This is a genomic window from Amphibacillus indicireducens (genome assembly GCF_039539605.1).
Taxonomy (GTDB): domain Bacteria; phylum Bacillota; class Bacilli; order Bacillales; family Amphibacillaceae; genus Amphibacillus; species Amphibacillus indicireducens.
In genome coordinates this window covers 19,643-32,693 of sequence record NZ_BAABDL010000085.1, presented here as the reverse complement: position 1 = coordinate 32,693, position 13,051 = coordinate 19,643, and the positions used below count along the sequence as shown (strand labels likewise).

The following is a 13,051-nucleotide window of genomic DNA, read 5'->3' as shown; positions in this document are numbered from 1 at the left end:
AAAATTTACTTAATTTAAAAACTTCACACAAACAACTTCTGGTGCTTTTACATCTGCTTGCTTTAATGTCAATGTTCCTGTTGCTTGATCACGCTCAAAAACAGTCAATGTACCTGAATTTTGATTCGAAACGATTAAATACTTTTGATCTGGTGTTAAAACAAAATCACGTGGCCAATCCCCTTCTGTTCCTGTCCACTCAACAAACTCAAGCTCATTCGTATTCTGATCAACTTTAAAGACCGCGATACTGTTATGACCTCTATTTCCTACATAAACAAATTTTCCATCACTTGAAACATGAATCGCACTGCCATCATTAACATCTGTAAACGTATCAGGAATTGCCTTTAGCTGTTGTAATTGTGTAAATGCACCCGTTTCCTGATCATATTTTAACGTTAAAACTTCAGACGATAATTCTGTCATTACATACGCATACTCACCATTTGGCGCAAATGTAAGATGACGTGGACCACTTCCAGCTGGTGTCTCAAATACATGTTTCTTCGTGAATTTTCCTTGTTGATCAATCGCATATGTTGTAATCTCATCACTACCTAAATCAACGGCAAACACATATTTTTCATCAGGTGAAAATCCTGCATAGTGCATATGTGGCTTTTCTTGTCGTTCGTGGGGACCAGAGCCTTCGTGTTCAGCAATATCCGCAACTGCCCGTAATGAACCATCTGAATTTGTTAAATACGAGACAATTTGTTTTGTATGATAATTTGCTGTGACAACAATTGAATTATCTTGATTGACACTGACATGACACGGTGGCGATCCTGCTTCCGTAAGACTATTTAATTTCGTCAAATCTCCAGATACCTGATCAATTGAAAATGCAGCAATTCCACCCTGATCCCCCGCTTGAGAAACTGCATATAAATTTTGATTATTAACCGAGACTGTAACATATGTCGGATTATTTAATTCAGCAACAGGAGTTACATCAGTAATTTTCACCTGCTCACTATCGAAGTTTATTCGATAGACACCTTTACTTTCCTCTTTTGTATATGAACCTAAGTAGCCTGTAAATGTATTTGTCATTTGATCTACTCCTTCTACTCTATTTACCCAAGTATAGCAAATATGTTCATATTACACTATCAATATCCTACTCAATATGGGAATTTTCAGACAAAGGTAAAACGCTCCACTACCACTCAATTTTCACTCATGTAAAAATCCGATTAACAAATGGCATTTGCTAATCGGATTAAAATTTATTGATTGTTAAGCATCTTTGTCACTTGTTGCATCGGATTCTTATTTCCATTTCGACGCATGCTATAAAAAGTTGCTGCACCAACACCAATTGATGCAAGAATTGGAATAATCATATTGCCCTTTTTATTCACTTTTTCACACCTCCCGCCAATAGCTTACCCTTAATTTGATCTTGCTATCGGCAGTAAAAAATGCTAATTTACAACTTCAAATTCCATCTTTAACAATTTTCGCGCCCGATGTAATCGAGTCTTAACCGCAGAAAGTGAAATATTCAATTCGTCCGCAATGTCTTGATCTTTTCCATCTGTATCAATTTTTAATTTTAAAACGGCTTTCATATTTTCTGGTAATGTTTCAATTTTTTCGAATAGTCCAGCTTGTTCAAAACGCCAGTAAAGCTCGTTTTCTACATCATTTTTTGGACACTGAAGTAGTCTCCCTGTTTCCGCACCTTCTTCAACAGACACCGTTTCATATCTCGATTGTTTTCGGTAATAATCAATTGCCGTCCGAATGACAATTGTTCGTAACCATGCACGACATTTTGATTTCTCAATTAAATGGCCGTAATTATTGTACGCTTTAATATAAGCTTCTTGTACAACGTCTTCCGCACTATAATGGCTATGAACAACACGCTTCGCAACAAGGTACATTTCATTGTAGTGCTCATGGTAGTAATTCGTAAAATCTAAATCAATCGCTTCGCTTGTCTCATACATAACCGGGCTTTCCTTTCCTTAATTTATTTGTGCTAAAATTTCAGCAGGTAAATTGTCTTTGTTGATTAAATAAATATCAGGCTCAGCCATTCCTTCAAAGTAAAATGCCATGCCATAATCCTCGATATCGTCATGATAATATAAATGCTCAAAAATCAGTTCAATATCTGATTGATCCGTAAACGTCCATTTTGGTACATCTAATTTGTTATTAACAAGCGCTAAACTTGTTTCGTAATAATCAAAGTTTCCTGGATCTTCTAATTCAAAAAAAGTAATCGAATTAATATGGTTTGGGCTAATGATTAATTGTTCTGAAAGACCATTTCGCTCAAACCAGTCAACAATCTGTTTATCGTTCCAACTAAAATGTTGGTAGATCCAGCCATGATTTTTTAAAGTGATCTCAACTGATGTTTCAAAATAATGATCCTCAATCTCTCTTTCGACATTAGCCTCCTTAAGCAACTCAAAAAACTCGGTAATTTGCTTACGGTTTGTTAAGACAAATTCATTATCCATTAAACGTGAATTAAATCTAAGTTCACTTATTTCATTTGCCTCAATTAAAAAGACCTCACTTGAATATAATTTATACGTATCCGTACTCCGAACCCAATCAAGTACTTCGTGGTCGGCTGAATGATTTGGCAAGTTATATTCTCTCACCAGTGTCCGACCATTCTCCAATCGATAAAGGATGGCTACATTATTATAATGATGAGAAAGTTCATCTTCACGGCTACTATGATCGATTAAATACTGGTGATAGTCACGGATTTTTTCAACATCTTCAGCTGATTTAAAGCCGTCTACTGCTTGATAACGATCAGCATTATTCTGAAATTGGTACAGATCGGTAATCACAAAAGCTGACTCAATCTCATTTGTAGCAGGAATTCGCTTTTGATAACCTGTTATATCAGTCATAATAAAAATGATGATTAAAGTAAAGACGACGAAAAAGTAACCATATTCTCGCCACTCACGAAAGACGCGCCACGTTTTTTGAACAATCATTTGCGTAATAAAGTAACCGATGATTGAAAAGATCAAATAGCCGATTAATATTCCGATAAAGTTTTGCTCCATTAGGGCAAAGTAAAGTCCACCAATTAACGTAAAACAAAAAGTGAAACTATAAATAAAAATTGGCTTCAATTTTTGGAAAGCAATCGGATGTGTCGCTGCTTCTACCGATCGATTTTTATATAATAATTGAGCAATTAACAGTGAAACAATTGTTAAAATCAGATAAATAATCAGTTTATTATAAGATTCTCCGGGTTCAAAAATAATTGGAAAGAAATCAGTCAGTGGTGAAAACTTAAAGGCATCTTCTGAGATTAAATAACTCTCCGGCAGTCCAATTATTGCGAAGTTTAAATTTGTATAATACAAAATAATAAACCCCGTTGGTAAGAATAAAAAGATATACGAGAAAATACCTTGAATGATCGTAATTCCTGTTAACATACCGACAATTAAACTGATACTATAAATAAAACTAATCATAATTAGAGAAATGACTAACCAATGGGTCAAATCCAATAGTGAAAAAACCATTTCGACATCCCAAAGCAAATAATTAAAGTAAACCAAAATCGCATTAATGATAATTGGAATCCAGAGCGCAGCAATCCCAAATCCAACTTGATGCCAGAGTAAATGGCTTCGTTTGATTGGTAAGCTATGAAGAAAATCACTGGCATCTTTTTGATGGAGATAGCGTAAAATAAACATCGCCATCAATACTGGCACTAGGAAAAGCGCAAAGGCTTGAAAAGCTAAACCAAAATTAAAAATGGAACGACTATACATATAGTGATTTTCAGGATTGCTATAGATCATAAAGATGTTAAGTGGTACAGAAAAAAACAACAGTAAAAAATAAATTAAACTAATCCAGCCAACTTGGCGAAAATTTTGTTTTAACAGTTCGCTTTTAGACCAAGATCTCTTCAATCGCATAGCCAATCCCCTCCATTTCATAAACAAAAATCTCTTCAAGTGTTAGCGGAAGCAAATCATAAATTAAAGGTTGCTTCGTATTGACTACTTGGTCAATATCCGCTTTTTCCCCTCTAACAATAAATAAATGAACCGTTCCACGTTTCTCTTGATGCAAAACATCAAATGAGTCAAATAATTGTTCAGGAAATTCATCTGCAAATGCTAGTTGAACTTTATGAACATCTGACTTTAAATCATCTAAGTCTTTTTCTAAAATAAATGCTCCATCATGTAAAATCCCAATGTAGTCACAAATATCTTCAATCTCACGTAAGTTATGTGATGAAATCATCACGGTCATATCCCGTTCTGCCACATCATTAAAGATTAAACCTTTAATTCTTTTTCGAATTACAACGTCTAAACCATCAAAGGGTTCATCGAGAATTAAATAATCAGGCATTGCACTTAAAGCAAGCCAAAAACTAACTTGACGCTGCATCCCTTTGGAAAATTGATGAATTTTACTTTTTAGATCCATTTTAAAAATTGCTTGTAATTGATTAAAGCGTGCTTCATTCCAATTCGGATAAAAATCTCGGTAAAACTCAGCCATTTGTTTCACAGTATAGTGAGAAAAGAAATAGGGTTGATCTGGAATAAAGATTAATTGTTGCTTTTTCTTCGTATTTTCAAAAATAGATTGGTCATCAATTAAAATCGTACCTTTATTTTCTTTTAATATCCCTGAAATCATTTTAAGAATCGTTGTTTTTCCGGCTCCATTTGATCCTAGCAGGCCATAGATTGATCCTTTATTCACTTGCAAATTGACTTTATTAACGACAGTTTTTTTACCGTATGACTTCGTTAAATCTTGAGCATGAATCATTTCCCATTTCCCCCTTCAGCCTGTTTGATCGCTTCTTTGATAAGCATCACTAATTCCTCTTCTGCTATACCTAAATAGGCAAGCTCTAATAATAATTTCTTTACTTCAGTTTTTAATTCTTCAATCACTAAGTTATTATCTTGCTCGATGGTTGGAGAAACGAAGCTTCCTTTTCCTTTAACTGAATAAATATAGCCTTGTGTTTCTAACTCTCGATAAGCTTTTTGAATTGTGTTTGGGTTGACTGTTAATTGTTGTGCGAGTGTCCTTACTGATGGTAACTGCTCATGAGTTTTAATCACATTTTTGATGATCAATGATTTAAATTTATCAACCAGTTGTTGATAGATCGGATCCCGGCTACGCAAATCTAATTCAAACATGTGCCCCTCCTCCTAACCGTATTAAGTGTATTGTCCGTATTAACCGTATTAGTTCATGTAATACAGTTAAATCATACAGTATGTTTTATTATTTGTAAAGTCCTATTTTTAATTTCATCCAATGACTTTCATAATTAGTTAATTAAGAATAAAAGACGAACAATTGAGTTAGCAAGAATACAAGTGATTTTCACTCTGGATAAACAAGTTTCTGGGTCAATAAATAGTTAAAATATTTCCATCAAAAAATCACGGTAGATGTAACAAATAGAGCTAATCGCACCCTGTCTCGCTGGAAGATCGTCAGAGTGGTAACGAATAGGCACTAATCATCGGAGATCGCTTTTAAATCATAACGATATCTAACGAATAGGAGTTAATCGTCAGAAATCAACACCTGAATCAACCCGATCTCTAACGAATAGGGGCTAATCGTCAGAAATCAACACCTGAATCAGCCCGATCTCTAACGAATAGGGGCTAATCGTCAGAAATCAACACCTGAATCAACCCGATCTCTAACGAATAGGAGCTAATCGTCAGAAATCAACACCTGAATCGATCCGATCTCTAACGAATAGGAGCTAATCGTCAGAAATCAACACCTGAATCGATCCGATCTCTAACGAATAGGAGCTAATCGTCAGAAATCAACACCTGAATCGATCCGATCTCTAAAGAATAAGAGCTTATCATCAGGTATCTCACTTAAAATACCTTTGATATACAATGAAAAGCGACAAATTGTTAGACATTACTCATAAAGGTCCTTAGACATCTGTGAAGTACAAAGTTATCCATAACTAACACATTTTATAATTTTCTAAAACACAAAAAAACCAAGCGCTTGTTTTGGCGTTTGGTTTTTTCGATGTCATTTTAATTAAATTGTTTTTGATACCAGTCTCGTGCTGCTTGTACCTCGGTTTGCGTTAATTGGTGACCGTTACGTTCCCAATGGACAGTCACGTCCGCACCATTGTTAGCAAGCAGCTCTTCTAATTCAACCGATTCTTTTGCTGGACACATTGGATCGTTTTTACCTGCTCCAATAAAGACTGCAGTCTGCTTCTGATCAGGTAGTTCAACATCGCGAATTGGCACCATCGGGTGATGTAGAATGGCACCTTTTAATACATTCTTATAATGGAATAACAAGCTTCCAGCAATATTTGCACCATTAGAATAACCAATCGCAATCACTTGATTACGATCAAATTGATATTTTTCACTCGCTTCATCAATAAACTCAGCTAAATTTTTTGTTTGTTTAACTAAATCATCTAGATCAAAAATACCTTCCTTCAAACGTTTAAAAAACCGTGGCATCCCATTTTCTAAAATATTCCCTCGAACACTTAACACATTTGCACTCGGGTCAATCATTTCAGCAATTGGTAATAAATCATGCTCATTTCCACCCGTTCCATGTAATAAAAGTAGAGTTGGTCCATCTAATTGGCCTTCTTTAAAAATATGTCGCATATTTTAAACCTCACTTTGTTGTATTGTTTTGAATTCGAGATAATTATAACGTGTCAATTGATCAGATCCAACCTTTACGCTCAAGCTCCATTTTTAATTGATCGATTTGGCTTGGCGCTAAACTTGAATAACGAGCCTGATCATAAATAGATGCTAGTGATGCAGTAAGTGCTCGATCTTGAATCAATTCCGCTTCTAATCGATTGAGTGATTCCTGAGCTGTTTCATATCGATAAAATTGATACCCTTGATCAACACCACGTTCAATTACTTCATGAAAAATCCACCGTGCCTTCTGTTTATCTGTTAAAGTCCTCCAGTTAGGTTTTCTCTTGAAGCGCCCTCTCATTTTATCAACAAACTGATCGACACTTTTCGTTAAGTCAAACACGGACTCTGTTTCATCAACATAACCTTCTGATTGTTCAAATGATCGCCCTTTACGGATTTGAAGTAAGATTTGAATGATTTTCTCTGTCAGAGCTTTGATTTTTTTCGCAAAGAAAGGAATCCGCTTTAACAATTGATAAAGAATAAATAGTAGCGCTAACCCAGCAATTACGAGCCCAACTACTTTGATCATTTGATCGAGGATTTGAAGCCAAAGCGCCGGTTCTTTTGTCGGTCCTAAATCAAAAACATCCATATCTACTTCAACTTGATGACTTAGTTCTGATTCTTGACTCCCCATACCCAACAGTTGGAAAAACTTCCGAATTAAATAGACAATTCCAGCTGCGATAAAGTTAAACCGTGTAATTAACAGAACGAGGATAAAAAATAAGAAAACATATAGTGAGTTTTGGATTCTCATTTTTTTATTCATCTGCTTCACATTGCGATTCACTAAGCTTGCCTTACTTAAATGCTCTTGATTTGTTAAAAACAATAAAAAAAACAACAGAACTAATGCAAAGATCGTTAATAATTGCCGTTCATCTACAGAAGATGGACCACGATATAAAATATAACTCAAAAAATAACTCGGCAAACTTGCTGTCCACATTAAACCGATTGGAAAAACTTGCTCGAGATGATCTTGACTGTATTGAAAACCTCTTAAGCTTGCAGCAGACATTAACATGAAGATCAACAGTTGATGCCAGACTGAATCTAAAGGTAGTAACACAACAATTAAACCAGCTATAAGGGCACTAGCGATCAGCTTTAAACTGTTCTTTTTGATCATCCAACCACCGATCGATGCTAACAGATAAACCAACGGAAAGTAAAACCAATTCAACTCGGTAAAAAAACTGTCAAGCAGTAATGTATTGATCCACAATAAAGCTGGAAAAATCGCTAACCACTCTAATAAGCTAAATTTGATTGATCGGTAAACATGCTTCACGATACCGCCTCCTGTTGATCGACTATAATATGATCAACCACAACAGAGTGACCAGCAGCTTTTAACTGGTCGATTTTTTCTAATAACTCATTCGTCATTACCGGCGTAATTAACAAAATGTCTGCCCGTTTCGTTTCTGTTGTCATATATGAATCAATCAAATACTTAATATGCTGACTTCGCTCTGGAACCAAATAAGCTAGCTGATTAAGTAAATGATAAAAATGAGCCGTTCCAGAACTTGCTTCAACTTTTACAAATGAACGTTTTGTTTGATGCTGTTCTCTTTTGTCAACCGCATTCGTTGCAAAGCTATATTCTTCCCCATTACTTTCTAAATAATGTGCTACAGTCGCCGCATAACTTAAAGTCTGCTCAAATAAGGCTTCATCACTGATTGGCAACCAAATATCTTCAGATTGATCAGCATTAACTAAAATAACAACCTCACGATCTGCCGTATGATCATTCACCTTAACTTGAACATTTTTTGTTCTCGCCGATGCCTTCCAGTTAATTTGTTTAATATTATCTCCAGGTAAATAATCTCTCGTGCCAATTGTTATAAAAGGATCATCAATAATCCAGCGCTTAACCGTTTGTTCACCGATAAAAATTTGTGATGGCATCGTTAACTCTTCTTTACTAAGAATCTGTGGATAAACGATAACTTTTGCATCCGTCTCAAACGAACGAAACTCCTCAGAAAAGCCAAAAACATCACCTAACGTCAAGGCAATTGTATCTAACTCAAACACACCTCGCCTTGTACAAACAAGATGATGGCGGCGTGTTAATTTTTGATATGGCAACAAGCTTAATAACGTCCGATGAACATCACGATCACTCGAATCAAACTCAGACTCACCAGTTGTTTTAATTGAATCATCCATTTTTGATTCTAGCCTTACCCATGGAAGTGGTAACAACTTCTTATTGATAACCTCATCAACTAAAACGACCTCTTGACCAACAAAGACCGATCTTTTGTCAAATTGGCGTCGATAAGAAATCTTATCGAAACCACGTTTTGCATACAAATAACTTTGACCAAAAACAAATATAATCAATAAAACAATTAACCAAGCAATATTCATCCTCGATTCCCCTTAAAATTCTCTGTCGGAACCTCGACCCTTTGTAAGATTTGATCGACAATCGACGTTACCCCATCTTCTGATCGCCCAATCATTGGTGAATAAACTAACCGGTGCTCTATCACAGCCGGAGCAATCATTTTCACATCATCTGGCGTCACGAAAGTTCGCCCTCTAATCACCGCTAATGCCTGAGCAGCCCGAAGCAAAGCCTGCGTACCACGCGGACTTAGACCAATCACAATATCTTCGTGATGTCGCGTCACATCCGCAATCTCAATAATATACTGAAAGATCGCATCATCCACTTCAACATCTGTGAAAACTTGCTGTGCCTTAATCAAATCATCGCGACTAATAACTGACGCTAACGATGTCAGTGGTTGTTCTTGACGAAAACGCTTTAGTATTTCAATCCCCTCGTTCTTATCAGGATAGCCGAGGTTGACTTTAATAAAAAATCGGTCAAGTTGTGCTTCAGGCAATGGGAATGTTCCTTGACTTTCAATCGGGTTCTGTGTCGCAATCACTAGAAATGGCTCATCCAATTGATAAGTTTTTCCATCAACTGTGACCTGTTTTTCTTCCATTCCCTCTAATAAACTAGACTGTGTTCTTGGCGTTGCACGGTTAATTTCATCAGCCAATAAAATATTCGTAAAAATGGGTCCTTTTTGAAATTCAAATTCTCCTTTATGCTGATGAAAAATCGTTACCCCGATCACATCACTTGGTAACAGATCTGGTGTGAACTGAATTCGATTAAAATCACAATCAATCGCTGTAGCCAACGTCTTTGCTAATAGCGTCTTACCAGTCCCCGGTACATCTTCTAATAAAACATGACGTGATGCTAATAATGAAACAAGGAGCTGATCAATCACCTGCTCCTTTCCAACAATCACTTTGTTTATTTGTCGTTTAACTTGATCCATCATTGGTTTAATTTCAGTTAGTTGCATAATATCCCCCTCTAAGCAATTCAAAAGAATTTCTACTAATTTGTAATAGAATCACTAATATTTTCATAATTATTTTTACTTAATATCTATGATAAAGGTAACGCTTTCATTATGCAAGGGAGATAAATTAAAGGAAAAACTTAATTTTTTTCAAGGTAAATGTTTAATCAAACGACATATAGACTATGATAGTAGATAAGATTAAACTTTTCTATCGATAAAATTGGAACAACATGTTATGATAGATTTGAAATCTATCATTATTGAAAGGATCATTTCTTATGAAAAAACATCGTTTCACATTTATTGTAGTCGGGGTTATTATTGGAGCTATCGTCTTAATTGCATTTCTAAATGCAACTAAGTCTACCAAAAAAAATATGGAACCAGTTGAAAATCAAACATTAATTTATCAAGGTAACGAAAATGCAGATAACGAAATGTTGTTCTTATTTGATTATGCATGCCACTGGTGTTCAGTTTGGATCAATGACATTTTTCCAATCATTAAATCTGATTATATTGATCAGGATGAATTAAAATTCCGGACTCAAGCAATGGTCTATGTCAATGATTCTTCGTTACAGTTTGCTAATTTGGATCAAAACTTAAAAAAATATGCACAAGCTGACTATGATCATATTTTCTATCAAATTATTGTTGATGCAGAATCGGAGCCGAATTGGGGATCAGAACAATATATCAATGATTTAATTGAAATTTATCAACTCGATCATGAATTACTCTTAGCTGAACCTGATTTAGACTCAATTCAAGTTTCACGCACATATACACGTGCATTAGAAGTTGATGTTGTACCAACTCTTTATATTAATGGAATCAAAGTCGAAGACCTATATGATCTGAACCAAATTGACAAATTACTAAAATAACATACAAAAAAATCGACGTTTAGGCGTCGATTTTTTTATTTATCATTCAGTTCCTTATCCCTAGCAATCGTCGTATCAATCCCTTTAACAACGGTTGAGATAAATGCTTCTTCTTCTAATGCCAATAAACCAGCTACAGTTGTCCCTCCAGGTGAACAAACTTGATCAATTAATGTCCACGGATTCTCACCAGTTTTTAAAATCATCTCAGCACTACCAAGGACAGCCTGTGCAGCCATTTCCGTTGCCACTTGTTTTGGCAAACCGTGTTTTACACCTGCACGTGCAATGCTATCAATAAATAAATAAGCGTAAGCTGGCGAACTCCCCGCGAGTGCAGTGAAATTCGAAAAATCCTCTTCAGCTAAAATCCATGCCTTACCAACCGCTTCAAACATCTTCACAACGAAATCAAGCTGCTCTTGATTGACAAAATCATGGCCACAAATTGCTGCAGCACCTTTGCCTACCAGAACATTCACATTAGGCATCACCCGTACAATTGGAATCTCTACATCTGTATCTAAGTAACGATAAAGTTTATCTGTTGGTGTCCCAGCAGCAATTGAAATAAGCACAGGTTTCTTAGTTAAGATTACATCTTTTGTTTCTTGCAAAACATGTTCAATCACATTTGGCTTAATTGCTAAAACAACGAAATCAACAGCCTCGATGAGTGATCGATTCGAATTGACGAAATTTGCACCAACCTCTTCAGACAATGAAACTAATTTTTCATGATCAATATCCATCAAATAAATCTGCTCAGCGGATACAAACCCATTAGCAACGATCCCTTTTATAATTGCAGTAGCCATATTTCCTGTTCCTATAAAACCAATTTTCATCACAACTAACCCCCAAAAGAAAATTCTTTCCCTCTGTTTCTGATAATCATCAATATACCCCAGTAAATAATAGGTTTATTTTTCATTAAAGAGGGAAGAATATTTAACAAATACTAAATAAATTGCTTGATCACAAAATGATAAAGCCAAACAATTAAAACAGTAAACGTAATTGATCCAATGATCGCATTTTTCCATCGTCTAGATAACGGATTAGGGATTAAATACAAAATAAGCGTCAAAAATAATACCGTAAAGAACATGAGTAATGTTAAATAAATAAAAATACCAAGTAAATTTGTTTCAGGCGATTGTATCGCAGCTTCAATTAATTCCTTTAGATCCATAGCTTCCACCTCAAAATCGCAACATAATTAAAAGTTCTATCAATAATCATAAAGGATTACACATATTTTCACAACTATCTTTTTCTTTCGTAACGATTCATCAAGTAAACAAAACTTATGAAAGTAGGCGATATCGTGAACTCACTATCAAACGAACTATTAATTGAAGCGTATTATGCAGCACTTGAGCTTGAATTAGATTGTGACTTTATCTCGTTATTGTTTGCAGAAATAAGCGCAAGAAAGATCTTACTTTGAAACGACGATGGTTTTACTATCAATTGATTAAATACCCCCAAACAAACAGCCTGAACCAAATCAAGCAAATCTGGTTCAGGCTGTTTTCACATTATTTACTTATAAAAATGACCTTGAGTTCTTTTATTTTCTTCAGTCAAGAATTTAAAAAATGGTTGTAAATCCATTTTCACTTGATTTCTTACACTTGCAATATAACGATTTTTTTCATCGTCTTCCATAATTTCGCTTTGATTAATTCGTTCAATAATATAATCTTTTCCTACTTCATGAATCTCCTTTTTTAACAAACGTGACTCATTAAACATTGCTAAACCCAAGGCAGCAAAGAATGCATAAACCACAGGGACAATATAGTTATCAACTGTAATGTTATGATCAAAGATTAAAAATAAGATGTTGAGCATACCAATCAACATTAATGGAAACCCAAATATATAGTAAGTTGATACTTTCTTCATGATTGGACGAATTTTCTCAGAAATAGAATCCATTTCTTTCTTAATAAAGTGAGGTAATCGTTCAAATTGAGCAGAATTCATTTTTACACCTCTCATTTCTTGCTTAAAGTCATACTCATTTATACGTTACTATCATTATATAATTTACTGATTTGCC

15 protein-coding genes are annotated in these 13,051 nt (G+C 35.1%); 2 read left to right on the top strand and 13 right to left on the bottom strand.

Annotated features, from left to right (window positions below; all coding sequences use genetic code 11):
* Positions 1–9 precede the first annotated feature (9 nt).
* The 10 genes from ABD814_RS07990 to ABD814_RS07945 all read right to left on the bottom strand — a co-directional run bounded on the left by ABD814_RS07990 (position 10) and on the right by ABD814_RS07945 (position 10,087).
* Positions 10–1,059, bottom strand: coding sequence for a lactonase family protein (locus ABD814_RS07990; protein ID WP_344912004.1), 1,050 nt, complete (start codon positions 1,057–1,059; stop codon positions 10–12).
* A gap of 176 nt (positions 1,060–1,235) precedes the next feature.
* Positions 1,236–1,370, bottom strand: coding sequence for a hypothetical protein (locus ABD814_RS07985; RefSeq protein ID WP_344912002.1), 135 nt, complete (start codon positions 1,368–1,370; stop codon positions 1,236–1,238).
* A 63-nt stretch (positions 1,371–1,433) separates the two neighbouring features.
* Positions 1,434–1,964 (bottom strand): RNA polymerase sigma factor, encoded by a 531-nt coding sequence (locus ABD814_RS07980; RefSeq protein WP_344912000.1) that lies wholly within the window; start codon positions 1,962–1,964, stop codon positions 1,434–1,436.
* Between the two features lie 18 nt (positions 1,965–1,982).
* The gene (locus ABD814_RS07975; protein ID WP_344911999.1) at positions 1,983–3,935 is read right to left on the bottom strand and encodes a hypothetical protein; all 1,953 of its coding nucleotides are present in this window, start codon (positions 3,933–3,935) and stop codon (positions 1,983–1,985) included.
* A complete protein-coding gene (locus ABD814_RS07970; RefSeq protein ID WP_344911998.1) occupies positions 3,910–4,809 on the bottom strand; it encodes an ABC transporter ATP-binding protein in 900 nt (299 codons plus the stop codon). Before ABD814_RS07970 ends, ABD814_RS07975 begins: the two co-directional genes overlap by 26 nt.
* A complete protein-coding gene (locus ABD814_RS07965) occupies positions 4,806–5,192 on the bottom strand; it encodes a GntR family transcriptional regulator (RefSeq protein WP_344911995.1) in 387 nt (128 codons plus the stop codon). Before ABD814_RS07965 ends, ABD814_RS07970 begins: the two co-directional genes overlap by 4 nt.
* Positions 5,193–6,071: 879 nt before the next feature.
* Positions 6,072–6,677: an alpha/beta hydrolase gene (locus ABD814_RS07960; protein ID WP_344911993.1), complete on the bottom strand. Its 606-nt coding sequence runs from the start codon at positions 6,675–6,677 to the stop codon at positions 6,072–6,074.
* A 61-nt stretch (positions 6,678–6,738) separates the two neighbouring features.
* Positions 6,739–8,028: a hypothetical protein gene (locus ABD814_RS07955; RefSeq protein WP_344911991.1), complete on the bottom strand. Its 1,290-nt coding sequence runs from the start codon at positions 8,026–8,028 to the stop codon at positions 6,739–6,741.
* Positions 8,025–9,125 carry a DUF58 domain-containing protein gene (locus tag ABD814_RS07950; protein ID WP_344911989.1) on the bottom strand — a complete coding sequence of 367 codons (1,101 nt, stop codon included), beginning with the start codon at positions 9,123–9,125 and terminating at the stop codon, positions 8,025–8,027. The genes ABD814_RS07955 and ABD814_RS07950 overlap by 4 nt, the downstream gene beginning before the upstream one ends.
* Positions 9,122–10,087 (bottom strand): AAA family ATPase, encoded by a 966-nt coding sequence (locus ABD814_RS07945; RefSeq protein ID WP_344911987.1) that lies wholly within the window; start codon positions 10,085–10,087, stop codon positions 9,122–9,124. The genes ABD814_RS07950 and ABD814_RS07945 overlap by 4 nt, the downstream gene beginning before the upstream one ends.
* 281 nt (positions 10,088–10,368) lie before the next feature.
* Between ABD814_RS07945 and ABD814_RS07940 the strand changes: the two genes are divergently transcribed.
* Positions 10,369–10,980: a thioredoxin domain-containing protein gene (locus tag ABD814_RS07940; protein WP_344911985.1), complete on the top strand. Its 612-nt coding sequence runs from the start codon at positions 10,369–10,371 to the stop codon at positions 10,978–10,980.
* Positions 10,981–11,015: 35 nt separating this feature from the next.
* Here the strand turns inward: ABD814_RS07940 and proC are convergent, their stop codons facing one another.
* On the bottom strand, positions 11,016–11,828 hold the full coding sequence (gene proC / locus ABD814_RS07935; protein WP_344911983.1) for a pyrroline-5-carboxylate reductase: 813 nt from the start codon (positions 11,826–11,828) through the stop codon (positions 11,016–11,018).
* Positions 11,829–11,941: 113 nt separating this feature from the next.
* Positions 11,942–12,175, bottom strand: a complete 234-nt coding sequence (locus tag ABD814_RS07930; protein ID WP_344911981.1) for a hypothetical protein — start codon at positions 12,173–12,175, stop codon at positions 11,942–11,944.
* 135 nt (positions 12,176–12,310) lie between these two features.
* Between ABD814_RS07930 and sda the strand changes: the two genes are divergently transcribed.
* Complete coding sequence (gene sda, locus ABD814_RS07925; protein ID WP_344911979.1) at positions 12,311–12,433, top strand: sporulation histidine kinase inhibitor Sda; 123 nt, start codon at positions 12,311–12,313, stop codon at positions 12,431–12,433.
* A gap of 95 nt (positions 12,434–12,528) precedes the next feature.
* Here the strand turns inward: sda and ABD814_RS07920 are convergent, their stop codons facing one another.
* The gene (locus ABD814_RS07920) at positions 12,529–12,975 is read right to left on the bottom strand and encodes a YwnF family protein (RefSeq protein ID WP_344911977.1); all 447 of its coding nucleotides are present in this window, start codon (positions 12,973–12,975) and stop codon (positions 12,529–12,531) included.
* Positions 12,976–13,051 lie beyond the last annotated feature (76 nt).

Bases quoted from the DNA above. Each gene is read 5' to 3' on its own strand.
- ABD814_RS07950 (WP_344911989.1), bottom strand. From the start codon at position 9,125: ATGAATATTGCTTGGTTAATTGTTTTATTGATTATATTTGTTTTTGGT.
- proC (WP_344911983.1), bottom strand. From the start codon at position 11,828: ATGAAAATTGGTTTTATAGGAACAGGAAATATGGCTACTGCAATTATA.
- ABD814_RS07945 (WP_344911987.1), bottom strand. From the start codon at position 10,087: ATGCAACTAACTGAAATTAAACCAATGATGGATCAAGTTAAACGACAA.
- ABD814_RS07930 (WP_344911981.1), bottom strand. From the start codon at position 12,175: ATGGATCTAAAGGAATTAATTGAAGCTGCGATACAATCGCCTGAAACA.
- ABD814_RS07965 (WP_344911995.1), bottom strand. From the start codon at position 5,192: ATGTTTGAATTAGATTTGCGTAGCCGGGATCCGATCTATCAACAACTG.
- ABD814_RS07960 (WP_344911993.1), bottom strand. From the start codon at position 6,677: ATGCGACATATTTTTAAAGAAGGCCAATTAGATGGACCAACTCTACTT.
- ABD814_RS07980 (WP_344912000.1), bottom strand. From the start codon at position 1,964: ATGTATGAGACAAGCGAAGCGATTGATTTAGATTTTACGAATTACTAC.
- ABD814_RS07940 (WP_344911985.1), top strand. From the start codon at position 10,369: ATGAAAAAACATCGTTTCACATTTATTGTAGTCGGGGTTATTATTGGA.
- ABD814_RS07990 (WP_344912004.1), bottom strand. From the start codon at position 1,059: ATGACAAATACATTTACAGGCTACTTAGGTTCATATACAAAAGAGGAA.
- ABD814_RS07975 (WP_344911999.1), bottom strand. From the start codon at position 3,935: ATGCGATTGAAGAGATCTTGGTCTAAAAGCGAACTGTTAAAACAAAAT.
- ABD814_RS07920 (WP_344911977.1), bottom strand. From the start codon at position 12,975: ATGAATTCTGCTCAATTTGAACGATTACCTCACTTTATTAAGAAAGAA.
- ABD814_RS07970 (WP_344911998.1), bottom strand. From the start codon at position 4,809: ATGATTCATGCTCAAGATTTAACGAAGTCATACGGTAAAAAAACTGTC.